The sequence below is a fragment of the Tateyamaria sp. LSS28 genome (genome assembly GCF_059611725.1).
Map to the genome: position 1 here is coordinate 337,806 of NZ_JCAPFI010000003.1, position 23,025 is coordinate 360,830.

General features: G+C 58.9%; 24 protein-coding genes and 1 tRNA gene. 11 read left to right on the forward strand and 14 right to left on the reverse strand.

The features are described from left to right. Positions 1 to 39: 39 nt before the first annotated feature. The 4 genes from recG to sciP all read right to left on the reverse strand — a co-directional run bounded on the left by recG (position 40) and on the right by sciP (position 5,485). On the reverse strand, positions 40 to 2,127 hold the full coding sequence (gene recG, locus AC53L6_RS10245; protein WP_496907773.1) for an ATP-dependent DNA helicase RecG: 2,088 nt from the start codon (positions 2,125 to 2,127) through the stop codon (positions 40 to 42). After that, on the reverse strand, positions 2,124 to 4,214 hold the full coding sequence (gene ligA / locus AC53L6_RS10250; RefSeq protein ID WP_496908074.1) for an NAD-dependent DNA ligase LigA: 2,091 nt from the start codon (positions 4,212 to 4,214) through the stop codon (positions 2,124 to 2,126). The genes recG and ligA overlap by 4 nt, the downstream gene beginning before the upstream one ends. Before the next feature lie 173 nt (positions 4,215 to 4,387). Then, positions 4,388 to 5,107, reverse strand: a complete 720-nt coding sequence (gene ctrA / locus AC53L6_RS10255; protein WP_299199642.1) for a response regulator transcription factor CtrA — start codon at positions 5,105 to 5,107, stop codon at positions 4,388 to 4,390. A 99-nt stretch (positions 5,108 to 5,206) separates the two neighbouring features. After that, positions 5,207 to 5,485: a CtrA inhibitor SciP gene (gene sciP / locus AC53L6_RS10260; RefSeq protein ID WP_299199645.1), complete on the reverse strand. Its 279-nt coding sequence runs from the start codon at positions 5,483 to 5,485 to the stop codon at positions 5,207 to 5,209. Between the two features lie 126 nt (positions 5,486 to 5,611). On the opposite strand from sciP, the gene mnmA reads away from it, so the two are divergent. From mnmA to AC53L6_RS10275, 3 genes are all read left to right on the forward strand, one after another. Continuing rightward, complete coding sequence (gene mnmA, locus AC53L6_RS10265) at positions 5,612 to 6,751, forward strand: tRNA 2-thiouridine(34) synthase MnmA (RefSeq protein WP_299699500.1); 1,140 nt, start codon at positions 5,612 to 5,614, stop codon at positions 6,749 to 6,751. Between the two features lie 74 nt (positions 6,752 to 6,825). Beyond that, the gene (locus tag AC53L6_RS10270) at positions 6,826 to 7,581 is read left to right on the forward strand and encodes a 3-hydroxyacyl-CoA dehydrogenase (RefSeq protein WP_299199671.1); all 756 of its coding nucleotides are present in this window, start codon (positions 6,826 to 6,828) and stop codon (positions 7,579 to 7,581) included. Beyond that, positions 7,578 to 8,126, forward strand: a complete 549-nt coding sequence (locus AC53L6_RS10275; protein WP_496907774.1) for a sugar O-acetyltransferase — start codon at positions 7,578 to 7,580, stop codon at positions 8,124 to 8,126. Before AC53L6_RS10270 ends, AC53L6_RS10275 begins: the two co-directional genes overlap by 4 nt. Here AC53L6_RS10275 and AC53L6_RS10280 read toward each other — a convergent pair. From AC53L6_RS10280 to AC53L6_RS10290, 3 genes are all read right to left on the reverse strand, one after another. After that, positions 8,123 to 9,934, reverse strand: coding sequence for an ABC-F family ATP-binding cassette domain-containing protein (locus tag AC53L6_RS10280; protein WP_496907775.1), 1,812 nt, complete (start codon positions 9,932 to 9,934; stop codon positions 8,123 to 8,125). The genes AC53L6_RS10275 and AC53L6_RS10280 overlap by 4 nt on opposite strands. A 165-nt stretch (positions 9,935 to 10,099) precedes the next feature. Next, positions 10,100 to 10,822, reverse strand: coding sequence for a GNAT family N-acetyltransferase (locus AC53L6_RS10285; protein ID WP_496907776.1), 723 nt, complete (start codon positions 10,820 to 10,822; stop codon positions 10,100 to 10,102). A gap of 75 nt (positions 10,823 to 10,897) precedes the next feature. Then, positions 10,898 to 11,350: an outer membrane protein assembly factor BamE gene (locus AC53L6_RS10290; RefSeq protein ID WP_496907777.1), complete on the reverse strand. Its 453-nt coding sequence runs from the start codon at positions 11,348 to 11,350 to the stop codon at positions 10,898 to 10,900. A 101-nt stretch (positions 11,351 to 11,451) separates the two neighbouring features. On the opposite strand from AC53L6_RS10290, the gene AC53L6_RS10295 reads away from it, so the two are divergent. The 4 genes from AC53L6_RS10295 (at position 11,452) to AC53L6_RS10310 (ending at position 14,499) form a co-directional block, all read left to right on the forward strand. Next, positions 11,452 to 12,006, forward strand: a complete 555-nt coding sequence (locus AC53L6_RS10295; protein ID WP_496907778.1) for a YceD family protein — start codon at positions 11,452 to 11,454, stop codon at positions 12,004 to 12,006. Positions 12,007 to 12,197: 191 nt separating this feature from the next. After that, a complete protein-coding gene (gene rpmF / locus AC53L6_RS10300; RefSeq protein ID WP_189370522.1) occupies positions 12,198 to 12,404 on the forward strand; it encodes a 50S ribosomal protein L32 in 207 nt (68 codons plus the stop codon). 35 nt (positions 12,405 to 12,439) lie between these two features. Further along, positions 12,440 to 13,531 carry a phosphate acyltransferase PlsX gene (gene plsX / locus AC53L6_RS10305; protein ID WP_299199736.1) on the forward strand — a complete coding sequence of 364 codons (1,092 nt, stop codon included), beginning with the start codon at positions 12,440 to 12,442 and terminating at the stop codon, positions 13,529 to 13,531. Next, a complete protein-coding gene (locus tag AC53L6_RS10310; RefSeq protein WP_299199749.1) occupies positions 13,528 to 14,499 on the forward strand; it encodes a beta-ketoacyl-ACP synthase III in 972 nt (323 codons plus the stop codon). The genes plsX and AC53L6_RS10310 overlap by 4 nt, the downstream gene beginning before the upstream one ends. Positions 14,500 to 14,521: 22 nt before the next feature. Here the strand turns inward: AC53L6_RS10310 and AC53L6_RS10315 are convergent, their stop codons facing one another. After that, on the reverse strand, positions 14,522 to 15,160 hold the full coding sequence (locus tag AC53L6_RS10315; protein WP_496907779.1) for a helix-turn-helix domain-containing protein: 639 nt from the start codon (positions 15,158 to 15,160) through the stop codon (positions 14,522 to 14,524). An 86-nt stretch (positions 15,161 to 15,246) separates the two neighbouring features. Between AC53L6_RS10315 and ihfA the strand changes: the two genes are divergently transcribed. The 4 genes from ihfA to AC53L6_RS10335 all read left to right on the forward strand — a co-directional run bounded on the left by ihfA (position 15,247) and on the right by AC53L6_RS10335 (position 17,926). After that, complete coding sequence (ihfA, locus tag AC53L6_RS10320; RefSeq protein ID WP_189370518.1) at positions 15,247 to 15,549, forward strand: integration host factor subunit alpha; 303 nt, start codon at positions 15,247 to 15,249, stop codon at positions 15,547 to 15,549. 4 nt (positions 15,550 to 15,553) lie between these two features. Then, positions 15,554 to 16,630, forward strand: coding sequence for a MerR family transcriptional regulator (locus tag AC53L6_RS10325; protein WP_496907780.1), 1,077 nt, complete (start codon positions 15,554 to 15,556; stop codon positions 16,628 to 16,630). A gap of 69 nt (positions 16,631 to 16,699) precedes the next feature. Further along, positions 16,700 to 16,776 (forward strand) — tRNA-Pro (locus tag AC53L6_RS10330). A gap of 67 nt (positions 16,777 to 16,843) precedes the next feature. Next, positions 16,844 to 17,926 carry a 2'-deoxycytidine 5'-triphosphate deaminase gene (locus tag AC53L6_RS10335; protein ID WP_496907781.1) on the forward strand — a complete coding sequence of 361 codons (1,083 nt, stop codon included), beginning with the start codon at positions 16,844 to 16,846 and terminating at the stop codon, positions 17,924 to 17,926. Here the strand turns inward: AC53L6_RS10335 and AC53L6_RS10340 are convergent. The 6 genes from AC53L6_RS10340 to AC53L6_RS10365 all read right to left on the reverse strand — a co-directional run bounded on the left by AC53L6_RS10340 (position 17,923) and on the right by AC53L6_RS10365 (position 23,005). Continuing rightward, positions 17,923 to 19,155, reverse strand: coding sequence for a hypothetical protein (locus AC53L6_RS10340; RefSeq protein WP_299699472.1), 1,233 nt, complete (start codon positions 19,153 to 19,155; stop codon positions 17,923 to 17,925). The two genes, AC53L6_RS10335 and AC53L6_RS10340, sit on opposite strands and share 4 nt — an antisense overlap. Before the next feature lie 102 nt (positions 19,156 to 19,257). Next, positions 19,258 to 19,491 (reverse strand): hypothetical protein, encoded by a 234-nt coding sequence (locus AC53L6_RS10345; RefSeq protein ID WP_299699469.1) that lies wholly within the window; start codon positions 19,489 to 19,491, stop codon positions 19,258 to 19,260. A 72-nt stretch (positions 19,492 to 19,563) separates the two neighbouring features. Beyond that, the gene (scpB, locus tag AC53L6_RS10350; RefSeq protein ID WP_299768360.1) at positions 19,564 to 20,226 is read right to left on the reverse strand and encodes an SMC-Scp complex subunit ScpB; all 663 of its coding nucleotides are present in this window, start codon (positions 20,224 to 20,226) and stop codon (positions 19,564 to 19,566) included. Beyond that, positions 20,201 to 21,004 carry a segregation and condensation protein A gene (locus AC53L6_RS10355; RefSeq protein ID WP_496907782.1) on the reverse strand — a complete coding sequence of 268 codons (804 nt, stop codon included), beginning with the start codon at positions 21,002 to 21,004 and terminating at the stop codon, positions 20,201 to 20,203. The genes scpB and AC53L6_RS10355 overlap by 26 nt, the downstream gene beginning before the upstream one ends. Next, a complete protein-coding gene (gene nagZ, locus AC53L6_RS10360; RefSeq protein WP_496907783.1) occupies positions 20,997 to 22,016 on the reverse strand; it encodes a beta-N-acetylhexosaminidase in 1,020 nt (339 codons plus the stop codon). The genes AC53L6_RS10355 and nagZ overlap by 8 nt, the downstream gene beginning before the upstream one ends. Beyond that, positions 22,013 to 23,005, reverse strand: coding sequence for an SPOR domain-containing protein (locus AC53L6_RS10365; protein ID WP_496907784.1), 993 nt, complete (start codon positions 23,003 to 23,005; stop codon positions 22,013 to 22,015). The genes nagZ and AC53L6_RS10365 overlap by 4 nt, the downstream gene beginning before the upstream one ends. Positions 23,006 to 23,025: the final 20 nt, after the last annotated feature.

Below are 23,025 nucleotides of genomic sequence, written 5' to 3' on the forward strand. Positions count from 1 at the left end.
CTTTTTAAGAACATTTGCGAACTTTTCGGAACAAAACGCCTAACCCACTGAAATCAAACGGATCGCTTCGTCCTGTCGCATAAGCCACAGGAGAACGCGCGCCGCCTGTCCCCGCGGGGACAAAAGCTCGGGGTCTTCGGTCAGCAGTTTGCGGGCGTCTGATTGCGCAATCGCCATCAAACCCGCCTGCCGCTCAAGGTCCGCAACCTGAAACTGCGGCACGCCAGATTGGGCTGTGCCGATCAGGTCACCGTACCCTCGCATTTGTAAATCTGTCTCGGCGATACGAAATCCATCCTCGGTTCCGCGCAGCACTTCCAGCCGTTTTTTCCCGGCATCCGACAACGGTGTTTGGTACAGGAGCAGGCAGGTTGAGGCAGCATCCCCCCGCCCGACACGTCCACGCAACTGGTGTAACTGCGCAAGGCCAAAAGTTTCTGCCCGTTCGATCACCATGATCGTGGCGTTGGGAACGTTTACGCCCACCTCGATCACCGTTGTCGCGACCAGCACACCTGTTTCGCCAGACTGGAACCGGGCCATGGCAGCATCTTTCTCTGCAGGTGGCATCTGGCCGTGAACCAACCCGACGCGCCCCTCGCCTAGCACCGCGCGCAAACGCTTGAATCGTTCCTCGGCTGCGGTCAGGTCGACAGCCTCGCTCTCTTCGACCAGCGGGCAGACCCAGTAGCACTGCCGCCCCTCGTCCATCGCGGCCTGCAAACGTGCAACCACCTCATCCATGCGGCCGGTGCTGACCATGGCAGTTTTGATCGGCTTGCGCCCGGGCGGCTTTTCATCCAGCACCGACACATCCATATCGCCATACTGCGCCAGAGCCAGCGAGCGCGGGATCGGCGTGGCCGTCATCACCAACACATCCGCCGCCCCACCCTTTTTGCCAAGGGCCAACCGTTGCCGCACACCGAAGCGATGCTGTTCGTCAACAATGGCTAAACGCAAATCAGAGAAGACAACGTCGTCCTGAAAAACGGCATGGGTGCCCACAAGGATCTGAATGTCGCCACGTGCCAGCGCAGACAGCTTTGCGCGGCGTTCGCCCCCTTTGTCCCGGCCCGTCAGCAGCTCAAGAACAACGCCGGCATCTTCGGCCAAGGGCTGCAAGCCTTCCAGATGCTGACGCGCCAGGATTTCGGTCGGCGCCATCATCACGCCCTGCCCGCCTGCTTCGACGGCAATTAGTAAGGCCATGAACGCGACCAGCGTTTTGCCCGCGCCCACATCGCCCTGCAAAAGACGGTTCATGCGGGTGGATGCCGCCATGTCCCCGGCAATCTCGGAAATGGCGCGTTCCTGTGCTCCCGTGGGTGCGTAAGGCAATGCGGCGCGCACGCGCGTCTGAAGCCGTTCCGTGCCCTTGGTTTCGATCCCCACGGTCTGACGTTCGGACGCGCGCGCCAAAGCAAGGGTAAGCTGATGTGCCATCAACTCATCGTACGCCAGCCGCGTGCGCGCAACAGCATCCGGAGACAGGTCACCTTGCGCCTCAGGCGTATGCACCGCTTGCATTGCCGAAGAAAAATCGGGCCAGGTTTCTTGCATCAATTGCCCCGGATCAATCCACTCAGCCAATTCCGGCACACGGGCCAAGGCAGAGCGGGAGGCCTTGAACATTGTCTTTTGCGTGACCCCTGCCGTCAGGGGATACACCGGTTCGAACGGCGGGATATCTCCGGCCTCTTCCACGGGCAGGATATGGTCGGGATGCACCATGTTCGCGATGCCATCGAACAATTCGACCTTGCCAGACACGACGCGAGTGCTGCCGGTCGGTAGCACCTTGTTCAGGTAGTCGCTGCGCCCGTGGAAAAAGACGAGCTGAAAGCTGCTCTGTGCATCCTCCACATGAATGCGATATGCACCGCCCCGATTGCGGGCGGGATGATGGGCACCCACCTTCACCTTCACCGTCAGGGTCGCGGGCAGTGCGGCCCCTTCAACCGTTTCGCGCATGGCACGATCAACGCCCGTATGCGGCAAGGTGAACAACAGATCACGCGGCGTAGAAATGCCCATATGGCCCAGGTTCTGCGCCGTCTTGGGTCCAACGCCGTCGAGCGTTTCAAGATCCGCAAAGAGCGGAAACAGGATTTCAGGGCGGCTCATACTGCGCCGATCAGATCCAGCCAGCCATCTTCGTCGATGGTTTCAATGCCCAGATCCGCCGCCTTCTTTGCCTTTGAGCCCGCGCCGGGGCCAGCCACCAGCAAATCCGTCTTCGCACTGACCGACCCAGACACCTTGGCCCCCAAGGCCTCGGCCCGCGCCTTTGCCTCGGCTCGTGTCATCTTTTCCAATGTACCGGTGAAAACGACTGTCTTACCTGCGACCGGGCTGCCCGATGTGTTTGGGCGTGCTGCCTCTTCAATGTTCAAATGCGCGACAAGGCGGTCAATGCTCGCGATCTCGGCCTCTTGATTGAAGGTTGTGGCAAGCGACCCGGCCATGACCGCGCCGACACCGTCGATGCTGAGCAGATCCTCCCACGCCTCGTTGCCTTCTTCGGCACCGCGCATCGCTGTGCTGAACGCGTCCCATGTTCCGTAGTGCGTGGCCAACAGGTTCGCTGCGGCCTCGCCAACATGGCGAATCCCGAGCGCGAAAATCACGCGCCCAAGCCCAATGTTGCGACGCTCATCAATAGCATCAAACAGATTTGCCGCTGACTTTTCACCCCAGCCTTCACGGTTCTTAAGTTGCTGCAGTCCGGCGCCATACCGGTCGCGTAGGGTGAAAATGTCAGCCGGTTCAGTAATCCACTTGTCGCCGTGGAATTGTTCCACCTGTTTCGCGCCCAGTCCGTCGATGTCGAACGCAGTACGGCTTACAAAATGCTTTAACTTTTCCACCGCCTGCGCCGGACAAATCAGCCCGCCCGTACAGCGGCGTACAGCATCGCCCGGCTCGCGCACGGCCTCGCTGTTGCACTCGGGGCAGCGGTTCGGCATGACATAGGGCTCTGCATCCTTGGGGCGCTTGGACAGATCAACATCCGCTACCTTGGGAATCACGTCACCAGCGCGGTAAACCTGCACCCAATCACCAACACGGATGTCCTTGCCGTCGCGAATCTGTTCACCTTTGTTGTCACGGCCCGCGATGTAATCCTCGTTGTGCAACGTGGCGTTCGACACCACGACACCGCCGACAGTGACAGGTGTCAGGCGCGCAACCGGGCTGAGTGCGCCGGTGCGACCCACCTGAATGTCGATGGCTTCAAGCCGGGTCCAGGCTAGCTCTGCAGGGAACTTATGGGCCACAGCCCATCGCGGCGTGGTGGACCGGAAGCCCAGCCGGGACTGTAGCCCGAGGTCATTGACCTTGTAGACAACGCCGTCGATGTCATAGCCAAGAGTCGCGCGCTCCTGTTCGATCAGGCGGTAATGCGTGATCATCTCTTCCGGCCCATTACACAGTCGGGTGAGCGGATTGGTTTGGAAACCAAGAGTGTTCAGCCGTTCGATGGCCCCCATCTGGGTATTCGCAAGTGGATCGGACAGCGCACCCCAAGCGTATGCAAAGAACCGAAGCGGTCGGGCACGTGTTATGTTGGCATCAAGTTGACGCAAGGACCCGGCCGCTGCGTTGCGTGGGTTGGCAAATGTTTTTTGCCCCGCGGCTGCCTGTCGATCATTCAGCGCTTCGAAGTCTGGGTGCGACATGTAGACTTCACCTCGCACCTCCAGAATCGCGGGCGCCCCTTCGAGCGTACCTGGAATGTCGTCGATCGTGCGAGCATTGGCCGTCACATTTTCGCCCACGGCCCCGTCACCGCGCGTGGCTGCCTGCATGAGAACCCCGCCTTCATAACGCAGGGACAAGGATAGGCCATCAATCTTTGGTTCTGCAGTGTAGGACAGTGCCACATCCGATCCGAGGCCAAGATACTTCCGAATGCGTCCGTCGAATTCAGACACATCCGCATCGTCAAACGCATTTGAAAGTGACAGCATCGCAACGGCATGGGTGACCTTGGAAAACCCGTCGGCTACCGGCGCACCCACCTGTTCGCTTGGGCTGTCACCCCGTTTCAGATCGGGAAAATGCGCTTCAATCTCTGCATTGCGGCGCTTGAGGCGATCATACTCGGCATCACTGATGTCAGGGGCATCTTCGGTGTGATAGGCAGCATTGGCGCGCGCCAGAATATCCGCCAGACGCGCAAGTTCCGCCACGGCCTGATCCCGAGTCATCGCGTCGATCTTGATAGTGTCCGTCACAATTCATCCCCTGCGCTTGTCGCGCCAAGAGATAAAAGCCGAAGCGCAAGTGGTCCAGTCATTGATGAACGTCTAAAGGTGAAACAAAAAAAGGGTCGCTGCACTACCCCGTGCGGCGACCCATTTTCGGAGGGTTGTAGCTGCCTCTAGGCGCCCACGGCCATCGGTGTATTGTCTGCCATCTCTGCCGGCTCAGGATCGCGCAGCACGTATCCACGACCCCAAACGGTTTCGATGTAGTTCTGACCGCCTGTGGCATTGCTGAGCTTTTTGCGCAACTTGCAGATGAACACGTCGATGATTTTCAGCTCAGGCTCGTCCATGCCGCCATAAAGATGGTTCAAGAACATCTCTTTCGTCAGTGTCGTGCCCTTCCGCAGGCTCAGAAGCTCAAGCATCTGATATTCTTTGCCGGTCAGGTGGACCGTTTTGTTGTCAACACTGACTGTCTTGGCATCCAGGTTGACGGATACATCGCCGGTATTGATGACGGATTGCGAATGCCCCTTCGAGCGGCGGATGATGGCGTGGATACGTGCAACCAGTTCTTCGCGGTGGAATGGTTTTGTCAGGTAGTCATCGGCGCCAAAACCGAACCCCTTGATCTTGTTTTCGGTGTCGTCCGCGCCTGACAGGATCAAGATTGGCGTTTCAACCCGGGCCAGACGCAATTGGCGCAGCACTTCGTGCCCGTTCATATCCGGCAAATCCAGATCGAGAAGGATCAGGTCGTAATCATAGAGCTTGGCCAGGTCGATCCCTTCCTCACCCAAATCCGTCGCATAAACGTTCAGGTTGGCATGGGTCAGCATCAGTTCGATGCTTTTCGAGGTGGTTGGGTCGTCTTCTACAAGCAATACGCGCATTCTTCGGATCTCCACACAAAGGGCGTTCAGGTGTTGAAGCAAACGTGAACCGAAAAGGTTAACCACACGTTACCCTTGATGAAGTCGTAACTTAACAACCTAAAGTTGTCTATATTTTTGTAGTGCTGTTGCCTTCAAAGCCTCCTCTCCGTGCGTCGAAACGGCGCGAACCCATTCGTGAAATTCCTCTTCGCTCAACCCATAGCGCTCAAGTGCCGCCTCTTGCGTGAGAAGACCGTACAACACGCCGCGCACCACCGCCGCCTTGCGCGACGCGACCCAGCGCCGTGTCGTGGCGGGAGGCAGGTCCGCTTGCGTCAGCACGGAACCATCCGGCAAGGTTACAGCACGTGGGCCATCCACTTTCTTCAAATACATCACACACCGCTCACTATTCATGTTTGCGCAGAGCTTGGGCGAATGCGTTTAATGCGCCGTTAAACGGGGCCTTGAGACTATTTCGGATTTTCATATATATGCGCCCAATCCCCTCGGAGATCTGCCATGCTTGACCAAAACGGTCCGCTCAACTCACTGGGCTTTGCCAAAGACCCGGCTGACACTCGTGTCGTCGTCGCCATGTCCGGCGGCGTGGACAGTTCTGTTGTGGCGGCAGAGCTGAAGAGCCAAGGCTACGATGTCGTGGGCGTGACTCTGCAGCTTTATGATCACGGCGCAGCGCTTGCCAAAAAGGGGGCGTGCTGTGCGGGCCGGGACATTCATGACGCACGCCGCGTGGCAGAGGAAATGGGGTTTCCCCACTATGTCCTCGACTACGAAAACGTGTTCCGCGACGCAGTCATTGATGAGTTTGCTGACAGCTATCTGGGCGGCGCGACGCCAGTCCCATGCATCCGCTGCAATGAGCGAGTGAAATTCAAGGATCTGCTTGAAACAGCTAAGGATCTTGAGGCCGATTGCATGGCGACCGGTCACTATATCCAACGCAAATTGGGCGCGCACGGAGCTGAGCTGCATGCAGCAGCAGATGCCGGACGCGATCAGAGTTATTTCCTGTTTTCGACCACGTCTGAGCAGTTGGACTACCTGCGTTTTCCATTGGGGCATCTGCCTTCCAAAGACGACACACGTGCGCTGGCTGCAAAGTACGGATTGGGCGTGGCGGACAAGCCTGACAGTCAGGACATCTGCTTCGTACCCAATGGCGACTATGCGTCAGTCATCCGCAAGCTGCGCCCCGAAGCTGCGGCCCCTGGTGACATTGTCGATCACACCGGGCGGGTGTTGGGCAGCCATGACGGGGTGATCAACTATACGATTGGACAACGTCGCGGTCTGGGAATCGGCGGCTTGGCGGATCCGCTTTTTGTCGTAAAGCTGGATGCCGAAAACCGGCAGGTTGTCGTTGGACCCAAGGAGATGCTGGCCACCCGCACGATTCCCGTGCGCGAAGTGAATTGGCTGGGTGACACCCGATTCGACAGCAAAGACGAGTGGCATGTGGCTGTCAAAGTCCGATCAACCCGACCACCGACCGACGCCATCATCCGGCCGAACAGCGCAACCGAAGCCACCGTTGAATTGGCTGCAGCCGAGGCGGGCGTGTCCCCTGGGCAAGCCTGTGTGTTCTATGATCGGGACAGCAGTCGAATCTTTGGCGGTGGGTGGATCCACCAGGGTTAGTCCCTGCGCCTTGTCAGACGATGCTGCTTCCGGTTAACTGAACATACGTTCATATTTTGACAGGAGTGGTTCGCATGAAACTCGACACAACCATGGCGGTCGTAACGGGCGGCGCGTCCGGGCTTGGCGAAGCAACTGCACGCCACTTTGCCGCGCAGGGTGCGCAGGTCACGCTGTTGGATCGCGACGCGGAACGCGGAACGGATGTTGCAAGCGAGATTGGCGGACATTTTGCCGAAACTGACGTGACGGACGAAACATCGGTCGCAGCAGCCATTGATTTGGCCCACAGCAGGATGGGCGGGCTAAACGCGGCAGTGAATTGCGCGGGCATTGCCGTTGGTATCAAGACAGTAGGACGTGATGGGCCACATCCCCTTCCCGCCTTTCAAAAAACGATCGACATCAATTTGGTTGGCAGTTTCAACGTCGCGCGTCTGGCAGCGGTGGCGATGGCCGACAACGAACCCGAATCCGATGGTGCGCGGGGCGTGATCATCAACACAGCCTCGATTGCCGCTTTTGACGGGCAGAAGGGTCAAGCCGCCTATGCCGCGTCCAAAGGTGGTGTTGTGGGGATGACGCTGCCAATGGCACGCGATCTCGCATCGTCTGGCGTGCGAGTCATGACGATTGCACCGGGCATCTTCAAAACCCCGATGCTGGCCGGGTTGCCCGAGGATGTGCAGGCAGCCCTGGCAGCCGATGTGCCAAACCCGCCACGTTTGGGTGATCCGAATGAATATGCACGTCTTGCAGCCTTTATCGTCGAGATGGGTTATTTGAATGGCGAGGTCATCCGCTTGGATGGCGCACTGCGGATGCGATGATGCGCACCGAGCGGGAAAAGATGGAGGCAGGTGAGTGGTACACCTGCCTTGATGATGCGCTGGAAGACCTGCGTATGGTGGCATTGAATGCGGTGCACGCACATAACCATTTGTCCCCGTCAGAGCGGCGAACACTTAGCGCGCCATTGCGCGCGCTTTTTGCCGAGGCCGGTACAAATTGCCTGATCGAAGCCCCCTTTCATTGTTCCTACGGTCGGAACATTCATCTTGGGGCCGAGGTGTTTATCAATAGCGGCTGCGTGATCCTCGACAGCGCCTCTGTGCGGATTGGAGAGGGCACAATGATTGGCACAGGTGCGCAGATTCTGTGTGCGGATCACCATCGTGATCCAGTCAAACGGCGTGCCGGGATAGAACGGGCATTGCCTGTGACCATTGGTGCGGATGTGTGGATCGGGGCCGGTGCGATCATCATGCCTGGAATTACGATCAAGGACCAAGCGATCGTGGGCGCTGGTGCCGTTGTGACCAAAGACATTGCCGAAGGCGCAACGGTGGTAGGTGTCCCTGCCCGTCCGACTTAGGCTTCGGCCTTCTCCTCAAGCATCAGCCACTCTTCTTCCGCGGCGTCCAGCATGGTCTGTCGTTCGGTCAATGCCTCGGTTGCCTTGCGGAATTTGACCGGTTCACGAGTATAAAGATCAGGGTCAGACAACAACCCTTGCAGCTTGGCCAATTCCGCTTCAAGCCGCTCAATCTCGGCTGGCAGCGCTTCAAGCCGGTGCTTTTCCGTAAAGGACAACCCAACCTTGGGCGACTGCTTTGGCTTGGCCGTGGCGGCCCCCGGTCTCTTAACTGCTTCAACAGATTGCGGAGTTTGTTTCGGACCGCGCTGGGATTGATAATCGCTCCATCCACCAGCATAGACAGTGGCCTTCCCGTCCCCCTCCATCGCAATGGTGGTGACCGCCACACGGTCAAGGAAATCACGGTCGTGACTGACCAAAAGGACCGTGCCATCATACTGGCCCAGCAGGTCCTGCAACAAGTCCAGTGTTTCGACATCCAGATCGTTGGTCGGCTCATCAAGCACCAGGACATTGGACTGCCGCGCCATGATGCGTGCCAGCAGCAGACGCGCCTTTTCACCCCCTGAAAGGGACCGCACGGGCGCACGCGCTTGCGCTTCATCAAACAGGAATTCCTTAAGGTATCCAACGACATGCTTTGGGTTGCCCCGCACCATGACCTGATCGGCCTTGCCGCTGACCCGCATGTCGGGATCGCTTGTCAGACTGTCCCACAGGCTGGCATCCGGGTCGAGTTTCGAACGGGCCTGATCAAAAACGGCCAGTTCCAGATTGGTGCCCATTGTGACCGTACCGGTATCGGGCGCGACCTCTCCGATCAGCATCTTGAGCAAAGTGGTCTTTCCGACACCATTCGGGCCGACAAAGGCAATGCGATCACCGCGCTGCACCTTGAGCGAAAATGGCTCAAGGATCACCTTTCCATCGTAAGATTTTGAAATACCTTTTGCTTCCAACACCTTCCGACCGGACTTGGGTCCTGCGTCCAATGCCATCGCAGCCGCGCCCTGACGCTTGATCTGAGCGGCCCGCTCGGCACGCAGGTCTTGCAGCGCACGCACGCGGCCCATGTTGCGCTTACGTCGCGCGCTGATGCCTTCGACAGCCCATCGCGCCTCGGCCTTGATCTTGCGGTTCAGCTTGTGGCGGGCGGTGTCCTCGTCATCCCAGACCGTGTCTCGCCACACTTCAAACGCCTCAAAACCTTTTTCCTGGCGGCGAACACTTCCTCTGTCTATCCAAAGGGTTGCACGGGTGAGCTCACGTAGGAATGCTCGGTCGTGGGAGATAAGGACAAAACCGGCTCGGGTGGCCTTCAATTCGGCTTCGAGCCAAGCAATGGCTTCGATGTCGAGGTGGTTTGTCGGTTCGTCCAGCAGCATTAGATCCGGCGCTTCGGCCATCAAGCGCGCCAATGCAGCGCGGCGGCGCTCCCCTCCTGAGGCGGTGTCCACCGGACGCGCCGGATCGAATTTCAGCCCTTCGCCGGCCCGCTCAACCTTGTATAGATCGGACGGTTCCAACCCGTGAATTGCAAAGTCACCCAGCGTCGCAAACCCTTTCATATCAGGGTCTTGCTCCATGTATCCGACACTCACGCCGGGGCCTGGGACGACCTCACCGCGGTCTACTTCGACCAAGCCGCCCATCACTTTCATCAGTGTCGACTTGCCCGATCCATTGCGACCCACAAGGGCGATACGATCGCCCGGTTGTACAACCAGGGACAGGTCATCAAAGACGGGATCGCCGCCAAATGTGAGCGAGATATCGGAGAGCTGAAGCAGAGGAACACGAGCCATATCCGGGCAGCTAGTGGGTCAATCCGGGGGCGTCAACCGGGGTGTCACCCCCCGTGCAGCATCCGTACACCCCCTGTGCACCCCCAACGCGCGCTGAAATGCCTTGGTGCGCAACAGGGGCAGACCGCCTTGACTTATGAGCACTTTGGTCTCGACGTGCTGAAATCAGCCGACGACCGCGCGTAGCAGCTTTTTTCGCGCTGGAGGAATGGACCCGATTTCGACCCCGGTAAAAACGTGCAGCGTGTTCATCTTGTCATCAACCACCGCATGGTCGCTGACCCACCCGCCCATCATCAGATAGGTCCGCAGCAAGGGCGGCATGCGCAGCATCGCCTTTTTCGCATCCGGCTTGCGGCGCAGACGCGCGGCATATTTGAAGACTTTTGGCGCCTTGACCCGCGGCAACCAGCGTTTGGGGGCAAGGTGGCGGGCCTTGAGCATCGCGAAGGCATCCAGATATTCTGCCGTCTCGGTGCCCGAGAACGACGAACAGCCAAAAAGCAGTTCGACCCCTTCGTCATCCACATATGCGGTCATTGCCCCCCAAGCGACACGCAGGATGTCCGGGTCCGCCGCAGCGGGATCGACACAAAAACGGCCCATCTCGACCATCTTGCCATCAAAAGCTTCCAGCGCAGTGAGTTCATAGTACTGGGCCGAATAGCTGTGCGAGATTGTGGCCCCGGTGAGAGGCAGCATCCGGAAGCAGCAGACAAGCGCGTCATCCGCGATTCGGTGGATCAAGATATGCTTGCACCGGTCATCAAAGACATCCGCATCCGACACCAGCCCAAAACAACGGGCGCGCAACCTCTTGGCAGCTTCGATGTCAGCAAGGCCCCCGGCTTGCCGCGCCACATACCGCCCTTTTTTCAACCTGATCATCGGTTCAGCCTCCTGCCCAAGCCATATGTGGCCCCGATAACATGGGGCACATGACGTGCGGATGAACCCAAAAGATCAGAGGACGCCCTGTGGCCCGATGCGACCGATGTTGCCGAGAAGCTGACGCAGGAAGCTGGTGTCGGTTACACCGCTTTCGGTCACACGACGCGACAGAGCAACCACACGTCCGTCTTCAAGGCCAAAGCGTTCGATGTTCTTCAACACACCATCGGCATCGAAAGTAATAGCCAAAACCTGACGTTCTACAACTTCTGGGCGGCGTGGCCCGAATGTGCGCACCTTGCTGCGAATGTAGAAGTAGTCCCCGCCTTCTAGAACACCGCCTGCTGTTGGTGGTCCAACCACATCTTCGACCGATGCGCGTGTGTCGATGCCGACGACGAGTTCCGCAAGATCTTCCTCGGGTGGGACATATCCGTGATTGCGGAACGTGGGCGAGCATCCCGCGACACCAAGCGAGACGATCAGGGCAAGCCCTGCAGCGGATAGTGGTGTAAAGGTCGCCATCTGACCCCCCTTGTTATAAGCCACCCCTTGCTCAGGGCGCGTGGTGCTTTTATCTCGACTTACTCAAGCTTTGGCCTTGGTTCAAGAAACGAAAGCGATCCATGTCACAGACGCCCCCATCCACCACTGCGCTACGCGTCAGTGGTTTGGCGCAAAACGCCGCAACACCGTTCCAGATTTTGCCGGATGCCAAAGCAATGACAGCCTTGGCGGACGCATTGGAGTTGAGCGGACTGCGCAAGTTGCGGTTCGAAGGGCAGATCGAAGCCCATGGTGCAACAGATTGGTTGCTGACCGGCACGCTTGGCGCAACGGTCACGCAGCCCTGTGCAGTGACGCTGAAGCCAGTGACCACGCGGATCGATTTGCCTGTTCGCCGTCTGTATGTGCGCGACTATGAAGAGATCGATACGCCGGAGGCAGAAATGCCAGAAGATGACGAAGTTGAACGCCTAGGCAACTGGATCGACCCCGAGACCGTCATGATCGAATCCCTGAGCCTTGCCATCCCGGATTTCCCACGGGCCGACGGTGCCGAGTTGGGTGAGATGGTGCTGACCGAACCGGGTGTTGCGCCCTTGACAGACGAAGCTGCCAAACCCTTTGCCGGTCTGGCGGATCTGAAGTCGCAGTTGAGCGACGAAAAAGACGACTGATTTACCCTTGCGTCCCGGCCAAGGATGCGTATTTTGCCGCCCTCACGAGATTTTGGGTTGGACATGGCGTGGCGCTTTGCCTAAACGCTGCTCAACCCGTACTTGGAAGACCAAACACCCGATCCGGGACCACGAAACACCTCGCATCCGCGCACGATACGCGGCGCTGCCCGAACCAAAGGCCCACTTCAATGGCTGTACAACAGAATAAAGTGTCGAAATCGCGCCGCAACAACCGCCGCGCCCACGACAGCTTGACCCCCGCCAACCCCAACGAATGCCCCAACTGCGGTGAGCTGAAGCGCCCGCACCATGTTTGCGCGGCATGCGGTCATTACGACGACAACGAGATCGTCGCCATGACCGAAGAGGTTGATCTGGAAGACGACGCGGCCTGAGTGGCGTCACAGGCGACAAGGCAAGACAGCGCGCAATGACGGCCCCTTCCACAGACCCGGCCGACGCGGCAGCAGAGCTTGCCTTTCCCATTATTCTTTCGGTCGACACGATGGGCGGGGACATGGGCCCCGCCGCAGTCGTGTCCGGCTGTTCGACATCTGCGAAAAAGAATCCAAAGCTGGGCTTTATCCTGCATGGTCCGCGGGAAGAGCTGGAAACGCTGATTGGCCGCCGCAAAAATCTTGTGGGTCGATGCGTGATCCGTGACGCCGCGGGCGTTGTGACAATGGACGACAAACCCAGTCACGTGGTGCGCAATGGCAAGGGCACCTCGATGTGGTCCGCCATCGAATCTGTGCGCGCGGGCGATGCGGACGTGGCTGTGAGTTGCGGAAACACCGGCGCGTTGATGGCATTGTCGATGATCCGCCTGCGCAAGCTGCCGGGTGTGAACCGCCCCGCCATTGCAGTCCTGTGGCCCAGCCGGAACCCGCAAGGCTTCAACGTGATGCTGGACGTAGGCGCAGATGTGCGCGCCGACGCAGATGATTTGCTGCGCTATGCTCTGATGGGCGCGTCCTATGCCCGGAATGGCATGGACCTGCCGCGTCCTCGAATCGGCCTGCTAAACGTAGGTACCGAGGAACATAAGGGCCGCGCGGAGCTGAAAGAGGCATACGAACTGATTGGTGCACAGGCCGATGCCGCAGAGTTTGATTTCGTGGGCTTTGTCGAAGGTGGTGACATTCAGGGCGAGGTTGCAGATGTGATCGTCACGGATGGTTTTACCGGAAACGTCGCCATCAAGACCGGCGAAGGCACTGCCAGCCTGATCGGTGATCTTCTGCGGGAAGCGTTCAAGTTCACCCCCCTGTCGCGCCTGGCCTATCTGCTGGCCTTTACGTCGATGCGGCGCCTGCGCAAACGCATAGATCCGCGCCGTGTAAATGGCGGTGTTTTCCTTGGTTTGAACGGAACGGTTGTCAAATCGCACGGCGGAGCAGATGCTACGGGTGTTTCGGCGGCCATAAAACTGGCGGCCCAATTGTCCGAACAAGGCTTTAACGACAAGCTCGCCGCCCGGGTTGCCCGGGCCACGCAGCGAGCAGAGGAGAGCAATAGATGACGCTTCGTGCGGTGGTCCGTGGCGTGGGGCATTACCTGCCCGAACGCGTGGTCGAGAATGCCGAATTCGAGGCAACGCTCGACACATCCGATGAATGGATTCGATCCCGTTCGGGGATCGAGCGGCGCCACTTTGCAACCGAAGACGATACGACATCGTCCATGGCAACAGCAGCGGCGCAAGCGGCACTTGCGGATGCGGGACTGCAACCGGATGACATTGACGCCATTATACTGGCCACATCAACGGCAGACCTGACCTTTCCGTCCGCTGCAACGATGGTGCAAGACAAGCTTGGGATGACCGGGGGTTTTGCCTTCGATGTTCAGGCTGTGTGTGCCGGCTTTGTCTATGCCCTGTCGAATGCGAATGCGCTGATCGTGTCGGGCCAGGCCAAACGGGTCATGGTCATCGGAGCGGAAACGTTTTCCAAGATCATGGACTGGACCGATCGCAGTACCTGTGTGCTCTTTGGTGATGGTGCAGGCGCTTTGGTTCTTGAAGCCCATGAAGGCGGCGGCACCGCGGCGGATCGTGGCATTCTGGCAACCGATCTGAACTCGGACGGTCGGCACCGTGACCTGCTTTACGTCGATGGCGGTGTGAGCACCGGCACAAGCGGCTATCTGCGGATGCAGGGGAACCAGGTGTTCCGTCATGCGGTGGAAAAACTGGCGTCAACGGCGGAAACAGCCATGGAACGCGCAGGTGTAACGGCGGATGAGGTCGACTGGATCGTGCCGCATCAGGCCAATATCCGCATCATCCAAGGCACGGCCAAGAAGATGGGGATCGCAATGGACCGCGTCGTCGTGACGGTTCAGGACCACGGCAACACCTCCGCGGCGTCCATTCCGTTGGCTCTGTCGGTCGGTCGTGCGAGCGGTCAGATCAAGGATGGCGACCTGATCGTGACCGAAGCTATCGGCGGTGGGCTGGCTTGGGGCGCTGTTGTGCTGCGCTGGTAGCGCGGCCCTTCCGCCATACGCGTCACCGCGACGACACCCGCAGCGCTTGAGGGCGAACACCAAGCGTACCTCGAAACGTATCTGCTAAAGTCTGCTTGTTCTCGAGACCGGTGACAAATGCGATTTCATTGAGGTTGAAGCGGGTGTCGATCAGAAGTCGCACGGCCAAGTCCACGCGCATCCATGTCAGGAAATGCATGGGAGGCATCCCCGCACGCGCCTCGAACGCACGGCGGAATGCGTGACGGCCCATAGGGCTGAGCTTGTGTAGCATATCTTCTGTGATACGTTCACCGATACGCGCGCGCATCCACGTAACGATCCGCTCATATGATTTTTCGCTTAGCGCCTGATTTCGGCGTGCAAGTGCCTGCCCGCCGCGGCCCTCGTTACAAGGATCAGCGGCTGGTGGGATGGTGAGAATAGTCGGAATATCTTTGAGTACGGCAGCATGATGCGGCACGGTTTCTCCTCCCGGCATGTAATCATAGGTTGAATCTACATCAAATCTTGTGACCAGTCTTTCGTGATTTGGTGACAGTTTTTTCACGCGATGCATTTTCCGCGGATTTTCGCCTATTCTCCGAATACGCTGCCGTTTGGTCGGGTGACCGTTGTGCCAACCAGCGGAAATGCAGAAAAAGCCGGCCAGACCGGCCATAAAACGTACATCCGGTGTCGTGGCCAAGGTCTTGATATTGACTCGGAATTTCTCCGCGCCCTATGCTTTGCCAAAGGGGAGAACTTATGACTGACAAGACATTGACGCGCATGGATTTGAGTGAAGCCGTTTTCCGCGAGGTGGGACTGTCACGAAATGAAAGCGCACAGCTGGTGGAAAGCGTCCTGGATCATATGTCGGACGCGCTTGTGCGCGGCGAACAGGTCAAGATTTCATCCTTTGGTACTTTTTCAGTTCGGGACAAATCTGCACGTGTTGGTCGCAACCCCAAAACCGGTGAAGAAGTGCCCATCAACCCGCGCCGTGTCCTGACCTTTCGCCCCTCGCATCTGATGAAAGATCGCGTGGCCGTAGGCAACAAGTCCTGAACAGATGGCCAAGTCCGCGGACGCCTTTCGCACGATTTCGGAAGTTGCCGAGTGGTTGGGCGTTCAGACCCATGTTCTGCGCTTTTGGGAAAGTAAGTTCACCCAAGTCAAACCCGTAAAACGCGCAGGCGGCCGACGGTACTATCGCCCAAGCGATATGTTGCTTTTGGGTGGCATTCGCAAACTGCTGCATGACGATGGCCTGACCATCAAGGGCGTTCAAAAAATCCTGCGCGAAGAAGGTATGGCGTACGTCGCCGATCTGTCCCCTCCGCTTGATGCGGAAACAGACGCCCAGTTGGACGCAGATCTGACGGCACGCATCGACGAGGATGTAACTCCGCCGCCTGTTGAGGCTGATGTATTGCCCTTTGAGTCCACTCAGGACCCTGCACCAGCGTATGCTGCGTCAGATGATGATGACATTGCCGATGTTGACGAACCGGAAGCGGCGGCAACGGATGCGCCTTTGCCCTCTTTCTTGCGCACTCAAGCACCTGAAGCCGGTGCCGAGACCTCTGATGCCGATGATCAACCCGGTCTTCCCTACCCGCCACTGGTCGAGGATGCACCCGCGCAGGATGAGGAGCAGGCGGACGCTGATGCGCCTGCCCCGACCGACGACATCGCGGAGCCTACGCCTGCAGAACAGGTTTTGACGCCCGCATCCGACGCTGCGAAACCAGATGATGCCGATGTGCCAGCTGAGGCTGAGGCTGCGAAGCTGAATTCTGCTGAGACACAAGCAGAGGATGAAGCAACCGAAGACACGGAAGCGGAGCCCGCAGCTACGTTGCCGTCATTTCTGTCTGACTATGCGGAACCGGCCACAGCGGACGAAGATTCTGTTGTCGCGCAAGCGGAGGAAGCAGAGCCTATTGCCGCAACTGCGAAGCCCAAGATTGTCAACGTGCCCGACGATCCCGACCCAGAGACCATTCTGGCTGCCCCATCGGCACTGAGCAAGGCAGCGGGCTTGACACATCTGAGCGATGCGCAGCGCAATATGGTCCGTCCCCTTTTGACACAGCTGACCGCATTGCGCGACCAGATGGCAAGCAACCGGCGCGACCCGCGCTAAGAAGAACGCAAACCTCGTGCAATTCCCCCCTTGCCCCCGGCCAGAAATCGGGTATGACACCCCACACGTCGGGCTATGGCGCAGCCTGGTAGCGCGTCCGTCTGGGGGACGGAAGGTCGCAGGTTCGAGTCCTGCTAGCCCGACCATTAAACACCGCCCCGGCGCTACGGGGTCACTGGCCGCAGGCCCCGCAACACGACACGAGGGGGCGATATGATCGGCGTACTTCCCGACACGGAACTGAAAGCGATGATGGATCGCGGTGAGATTGCCGCAGACCCAGCCGTGATTGATGCACAGGTCCAACCCGCTAGCCTTGATTTGCGTTTGGGTACCGTCGCCTATCGCGTGCGTGCATCCTTCCTTGCAGGCCATGGTGCGCGCGTCAGTAACCGGCTGGCTGAATTCCAGATGCACGAGGTCAATCTGTCCGGCGGCGCTGTACTGGAAAAGGGCTGCGTCTATGTCGTGCCCTTGATGGAAGCGCTGGACCTGCCCGACGGGGTGCAGGCGGTGGCCAATGCCAAAAGCTCGACCGGGCGCTTGGACCTGCTGACCCGGACGATCACTGATGGCGGCACCGAGTTTGACCGCATTCCACCGGGCTACACCGGCCCACTCTATGCCGAGATTTGCCCGCGCTCGTTTTCCGTTCTTGTCCGGCCCGGCATGCGCTTGAACCAGATCCGCTTTCGCGCAGGGCAAGCGGTGCTGAGCGATGGCGAGCTCAGCAAGCTGCACGATGATATCCCATTGGTGAACGGGCCCGCAGTCATTGACGAGGGTTTGGGCTTTTCCGTGGATTTGCGTCTGCCGGACACAACACTGGTGGGATACCGGGCCAAGCCGCACACAGGTGTGATCGATCTGGACAATATCGGCCATTATGACCCCGCCGAGTTCTGGGAAGAGGTGCACGCGCGGGACGGTCATATCATCCTCGATCCCGGCGCGTTCTACATTCTGGTCAGTCGTGAGGCTGTCCACATCCCGCCCGACTACGCTGCCGAAATGGCCCCCTACCTGGCCATGGTGGGCGAGTTTCGCGTGCACTATGCCGGTTTCTTCGATCCCGGCTTCGGGCACGATGCAGCAGGCGGTACCGGTTCACGCGGCGTACTTGAAGTGCGCTGTCACGAGGCGCCTTTTGTCCTTGAGCATGGCCAGATTGTCGGACGCCTGATTTACGAGCGGATGGCGGCGCAACCTGCGCAACTCTATGGCGCGGGCATTGCCTCGAACTACCAAGGCCAGGGCCTGAAACTATCCAAGCACTTTGCTGCGCCCAACACCTAGCTGCCGTCTGCGGGCTCCGCTGGCGGTTCACCGTTCTGCGGGGCCGGAGGATCTGGCTTGAAGATACGCTTGCCTGCCGATTGGATGGAGGCAAAGGCATCCTCGGCCATGAAGCCGGACAGGAATGCGATGAAGGCCACGGTATAGGGGCTGAGTTCGACATCGTTGGCAGGCCCACTGCCTTGTGTCAGGGCCAGCATGCCAGCGCCGGAAAACAGGAAGATGGCAATGGCGGCGGCAATCCCCTCGCCCACATTCACGAAAAGCCGCGACAGGGTCAGTGTGTCTGCTTCTTTCGACGAATAGTAGCGGCGCGAGAAGGCAACGACCGTGCCCAGCCCTCCCGATGCAATAGTCACAATCAAGGTCAGGAAAATGGTGGGAAAGCTGACAAAGCGCATCAGAATGTCGGGAAAGATCGGAAAGTTCAGCGACAGTGCCGACAAGCGGGCACGCGCAGGATCACCCGGCCCCAACGTATCCTGCAGTGCGAGTATCTGATTGTTGTGGCCGGTCCAACGTTGCCGCAGCTCGTCAATCTGAGCCTGCATCGCCTCCTTCTCGGCTTTGATGACCAGCGAAGCACTGTTTGCCGTTTCCACTGCGTCGGACAAAAGATCCAGCGTCACAAATGTCTGGTCATGTAGCGCGGTGAACCTATCCGTAGTGTCCAGATCGACATCGCTCTTTTCAAGCCCATCGTCCAGCGTCCGCATCAAGGTCCGCAACTGTAACTCCGCCGTCTTGGCACGCAGGGTCGGTTGCGCTGTTGACACGGTGCTGTGCAAGGTTTCGAGCGTGGTGTCATAGACAAGCCGCTGAGGTCCAGCCAACGCAAACTGGTATTCCGACAGCTTGCCAAGGGTTGCGTCTACCTCAGCTCTCAAGGTCGACTTGGCAACGGCGATTGCGCCAAAGGAACGGCTGTGTCTGGCCTCGATATCCGACATCTTGGCGGCGTGAAGCTGAATGTCCCGCGTGACACCCGTCTTTGCCCGTTCCAAATCCTGTTCACGCTTGATGATGAAAAGCAGATTGTCGATGTCCGACACCAACGCCCGGCTTTCCTGCGTGGCCGTTTGCGCGACAGGCTCAGCCTGCCAAGCTGTGCGATAGATGTAGCTGCCAAAGCCAATCGTGACGAACAGCACGAAAATGACGTACAGCCCGATGACTGTGACGCCCAATGAAACTGAAGATACAAAAATACTGGGCTTGCTATGTGCCATAATGAGTTCCCCCCAGAACAATGAGGGTTACGCTACGGCACTGAATTTATGCAATCAACGGTGGTTTTCCCCACCTTCACGCACGGTCTGACAACTATTGGACTATTTTCGTTCCGCTTTTGCAGCTTGCCGCGCCTGACGTGCTGCACGTCGCGCACGCCGTTGTTCCCGCACTTCAGCCTGCGTCGGGCCGTCGTGATCGTCCAGTTGAGGCTGCGGCGGCGGTGCCGACTGCCGACCGCGCGTTGCGCGGTTTACGCCAGCATCAATACCCTTGTTGATTGCCTTGCGCATGATGATCCGCATGATCATGTTGATGATCTGATTTGCATTCATGGGACTGCTCCGCCCTGTTCGCCTTGGTCCAATATAACGACAAATACGTCGAATTTCAGATCGAATCTTTTTTCAGTCTTCAAAAAGCTCGGACTGACCCTCTTCGCTTTCGTCTTCCGGATCGGTCTCGGGGCCCGGAAGTGTTCCGGGCGGCGGGCGATTCTCCAGCAGGCCAGCGGCACGCAATTCCTTGAGGCCGGGCAGATCGCGGGCGTTTTCCAGACCGAAATGATCCAGGAACGATTGGGTGACAACAAAGGTCACAGGCCGTCCGGGGGTCATCTTGCGCCGCCCAAAGCGTATCCATTCCAGTTCAAGCAGCTGATCGACGGTGCCGCGGCTCACGCTGACGCCGCGGATCTCTTCGATCTCGGCCCTAGTCACGGGCTGGTGGTAGGCGATGATAGCCAATGTCTCGATTGCAGCGCGCGACAGTTTGCGCGTCTCAACCGTTTCCTTTTGCATCAGGAATCCAAGATCGGCGGCTGTGCGGATTGCCCACGCATCACCGACCTTCATCACCTGCACACCACGCCCTTCATAGCGTTTGCGCAGATAGACCAATGCTTCTGCCGCGTCGCAGCCGTGCGGCATACGTGCCTCCAATTCGCGCGTGGTAATGGGTTCCGTTGTCGCAAAGAGGATGGCTTCGACCATACGTTCCTGTTCCGCCATGGGCGGCGCCTCGAACAGGCTTTCTTCTTGATCTTCAGGTGCTTCGGTCACGTTTCTCATCTCTCTTGCGCAGCTGAATGGGGGCGAATGTCTCGGACTGACGGATTTCCAAGTGCCCTTCCTTTACCAGTTCCAAACTGGCCGCAAAGGTGGCTGCAGTGGCCGACCGGCGCTTGGCCGGATCCATCTCCCAGCCCTCGGGCAGGTAGGACAGAATGTCGGTCCAATCGCCCGCAAAACCGATGAGGCCACGCATACGGTCCAGTGCCTGTTCCATGGTGAACACCGCGTCGCGGTCCATCACGAATGGCCGGAACTCATCGCGGGTACGGATACGGGCATAGCCCTGCATCAAGTCCAGCAACGTGGCGGTATAGGTCACCTTGCGCACCCGTGTGACCATCTCGGATTGGCCACGAGCAAAGAAGTCGCGGCCTAGCTGATCCCGCGCCATCAGTCGGGCGGCAGAGTCGCGCATGGCCTGCAGGCGTTCAAGCTGGAACGCCAGATGCGCGGCCAGTTCCTCGCCTGATGGTCCCTCTTCAGTCGGGTCGGGTGGCAGGAGCAGACGAGATTTCAGGAACGCGAGCCACGCGGCCATCACAAGGTAGTCGGCGGCCAGTTCCAGCCGCAGCTGCTTCGCTTTTTCAACGAAAGCAAGGTACTGATGCGCGAGTTCAAGCACAGAGATTTTGCGCAAGTCGACCTTTTGCGTGCGGCTGAGGGTCAGCAACAGATCAAGCGGCCCCTCAAAGCCGTCGACATCAACAATCAGAGCCTCCGCTGCAAGGCGGTCGGCGACCGACACGCGGTCTTCCTCGAATGTATCTTCAGCCATGCCCCACGCTTTTACCTGCCCCGCTCAAAAGCGCCTCAAGTTCGGCGTTGAGCTCGGCAATGTCAATGTCGTCGGGGGTTTGACGCGCCGCCAAAGCGGCCTCGGCCCGCGCTTGGGCGGCGTCCGTCATTTGACCAGCGGCATTCGCTGATGCAATGCGGTCGACGAGTGGTGCATTGCAGTGCAGGACCACATCACATCCCGCATCAAGCGCGCGGCGCGCGATCTGATCCGGTGTGCCATTCAGCGCTTTCATCCCGATGTCATCCGTCATGATCAGCCCGTCAAAGCCGATATCGCTGCGGATCAGGGCCATGGTATCGGCTGACAATGTTGCCGGTGTTTCATCTACCGCCTCGTAGACAACGTGCGCCGTCATGCCCATGGGGAGGTCATTGAGTTCTCGGAACGGTGCGAAATCGGTCTCGCGTAGCGTGTCGAGGCTGACATCCACGCGCGGCAAGTCGTAGTGACTGTCCAAATCGGTGCGGCCATGACCCGGAATGTGTTTTAGCACAGGCAGAACACCGCCATCCAGATGCCCTTGGGCGGCCGCACGGCCCAAGGCCGCGATATCGCCCGGTGACGTTCCATAGCAGCGGTTGCGCAGGAAATCGTGGGTTTCCTTGACCACAAGATCAACCATCGGCGCGCAATTGCTGTCAATGGTGAGTGCTTTAAGTTCATGCGCTATGTGTCTGTACCGCAAATACATTGCGCGCTCTGCATCATCACCCGCGGCGCGTACAAAATCCAGTGGCGGCAGCCATTCGGTCCATGTTGGGCCACGCATCCGCTGCACACGCCCGCCTTCTTGATCAATAGTGATGATCGCTTCGCGCCCGACCGCCTCGCGGAACTCGGAACACAGGCCATAAACCTGGTCGGGTGTATCGATATTGCGGGCAAACAGGATGAAACCGAACGGATCGGCATCGCGAAAGAATGCCTTTTCATCCTTGGTGAGACGCAAACCATCCGCATCGAGGATGGTCGCGCCAAAATTGCTCATCGTGTGACCACCGGGATGCAGTCCGCGCCTTCAGCGACAAGCGCCGAACAGAAGCGGCGGGCATCACTGAGATCGGCAAAGCCATGGGCGCGCAAGCGGTAGAAGGTGCGGCCACCCGACTGTGCCTGTTGCACGATCCGGTCCTTGCCCCGCAACAGATCGCCAAAGCGTCCCTGCATCTTGTCCCATTCGGACCGCGCCACCTCTGGGCTATCGAATGCGCCAAGCTGCACCAATCGCGTCCCCGACGGTATTGATGTGGCTTCAAGATCGCTTGTTTGTGGCTCTGCGCGGACCGTGGTTTCAGGAACAACTGTCTGCGGCGCGGAAGCTGGGCGCAGTTGGGGCCGTTTGGAGGCTTTTGGCCCCGGCCCCTTTACGACCGCCGGAACCGGCGTTGGCGTTTCCGGCAGATCAGCAGTTGTTACGCTGGCCAGCACCGGCTCCACCTCAGCCGGGTTGTCTTCAATTGTCTCGGCACCGCTGGTCAGCTGTCTGACGAGATCATCAATATCGCCACCGTCAAGCGCGGTCGCCACATCCACTTGCGCGGCCTCAAGGCTGGCTGCGACGTTTAGCGGTTCGGGCTGTTGCACAGGCGCCACCGTTTGAGCGGGGATCGGCTGATCTTCTTCCGTCAGATCCACGGGGCGCGGGGCCAATGTGACCTGATCCACCGGGCCAGAGGCTTCGCCTGCAGCGGCCACTTCGTTCACGGCAAGCCCAGTATTGCGGGCCAGTTGGCCGCCCGGATTTTCAGGACGCACACGCATCTCGCCTTCGGCGGCGCGGACAACCGGGATACCGGACACGTCACGCATCACCAGCTTGTAGCCCCAAACCGACACCCCTGCGATCAACGCTAGGGAAACAGCCGCGCCCGCGAAATTTGTAAAGTTCTTCAGTGTGTTCGAAGGTGGCGCTGATGTTCCCTGGTAAGCGTCATAGCCCCCGGGACCCGCGTCGTGGGAATAATGCATATCTGCCATCTGTAGCCTCATTGCCCGCA

What these genes read in the sequence shown, in the direction of transcription:
- recG (WP_496907773.1), bottom strand. Translation starts at nt 2,127, where the DNA reads ATGAGCCGCCCTGAAATCCTGTTTCCGCTCTTTGCGGATCTTGAAACG.
- ligA (WP_496908074.1), bottom strand. Translation starts at nt 4,214, where the DNA reads ATGACTCGGGATCAGGCCGTGGCGGAACTTGCGCGTCTGGCGGATATT.
- ctrA (WP_299199642.1), bottom strand. Translation starts at nt 5,107, where the DNA reads ATGCGCGTATTGCTTGTAGAAGACGACCCAACCACCTCGAAAAGCATC.
- sciP (WP_299199645.1), bottom strand. Translation starts at nt 5,485, where the DNA reads ATGTATTTGAAGAAAGTGGATGGCCCACGTGCTGTAACCTTGCCGGAT.
- mnmA (WP_299699500.1), top strand. Translation starts at nt 5,612, where the DNA reads ATGCTTGACCAAAACGGTCCGCTCAACTCACTGGGCTTTGCCAAAGAC.
- AC53L6_RS10270 (WP_299199671.1), top strand. Translation starts at nt 6,826, where the DNA reads ATGAAACTCGACACAACCATGGCGGTCGTAACGGGCGGCGCGTCCGGG.
- AC53L6_RS10275 (WP_496907774.1), top strand. Translation starts at nt 7,578, where the DNA reads ATGATGCGCACCGAGCGGGAAAAGATGGAGGCAGGTGAGTGGTACACC.
- AC53L6_RS10280 (WP_496907775.1), bottom strand. Translation starts at nt 9,934, where the DNA reads ATGGCTCGTGTTCCTCTGCTTCAGCTCTCCGATATCTCGCTCACATTT.
- AC53L6_RS10285 (WP_496907776.1), bottom strand. Translation starts at nt 10,822, where the DNA reads ATGATCAGGTTGAAAAAAGGGCGGTATGTGGCGCGGCAAGCCGGGGGC.
- AC53L6_RS10290 (WP_496907777.1), bottom strand. Translation starts at nt 11,350, where the DNA reads ATGGCGACCTTTACACCACTATCCGCTGCAGGGCTTGCCCTGATCGTC.
- AC53L6_RS10295 (WP_496907778.1), top strand. Translation starts at nt 11,452, where the DNA reads ATGTCACAGACGCCCCCATCCACCACTGCGCTACGCGTCAGTGGTTTG.
- rpmF (WP_189370522.1), top strand. Translation starts at nt 12,198, where the DNA reads ATGGCTGTACAACAGAATAAAGTGTCGAAATCGCGCCGCAACAACCGC.
- plsX (WP_299199736.1), top strand. Translation starts at nt 12,440, where the DNA reads ATGACGGCCCCTTCCACAGACCCGGCCGACGCGGCAGCAGAGCTTGCC.
- AC53L6_RS10310 (WP_299199749.1), top strand. Translation starts at nt 13,528, where the DNA reads ATGACGCTTCGTGCGGTGGTCCGTGGCGTGGGGCATTACCTGCCCGAA.
- AC53L6_RS10315 (WP_496907779.1), bottom strand. Translation starts at nt 15,160, where the DNA reads ATGGCCGGTCTGGCCGGCTTTTTCTGCATTTCCGCTGGTTGGCACAAC.
- ihfA (WP_189370518.1), top strand. Translation starts at nt 15,247, where the DNA reads ATGACTGACAAGACATTGACGCGCATGGATTTGAGTGAAGCCGTTTTC.
- AC53L6_RS10325 (WP_496907780.1), top strand. Translation starts at nt 15,554, where the DNA reads ATGGCCAAGTCCGCGGACGCCTTTCGCACGATTTCGGAAGTTGCCGAG.
- AC53L6_RS10335 (WP_496907781.1), top strand. Translation starts at nt 16,844, where the DNA reads ATGATCGGCGTACTTCCCGACACGGAACTGAAAGCGATGATGGATCGC.
- AC53L6_RS10340 (WP_299699472.1), bottom strand. Translation starts at nt 19,155, where the DNA reads ATGGCACATAGCAAGCCCAGTATTTTTGTATCTTCAGTTTCATTGGGC.
- AC53L6_RS10345 (WP_299699469.1), bottom strand. Translation starts at nt 19,491, where the DNA reads ATGAATGCAAATCAGATCATCAACATGATCATGCGGATCATCATGCGC.
- scpB (WP_299768360.1), bottom strand. Translation starts at nt 20,226, where the DNA reads ATGAGAAACGTGACCGAAGCACCTGAAGATCAAGAAGAAAGCCTGTTC.
- AC53L6_RS10355 (WP_496907782.1), bottom strand. Translation starts at nt 21,004, where the DNA reads ATGGCTGAAGATACATTCGAGGAAGACCGCGTGTCGGTCGCCGACCGC.
- nagZ (WP_496907783.1), bottom strand. Translation starts at nt 22,016, where the DNA reads ATGAGCAATTTTGGCGCGACCATCCTCGATGCGGATGGTTTGCGTCTC.
- AC53L6_RS10365 (WP_496907784.1), bottom strand. Translation starts at nt 23,005, where the DNA reads ATGGCAGATATGCATTATTCCCACGACGCGGGTCCCGGGGGCTATGAC.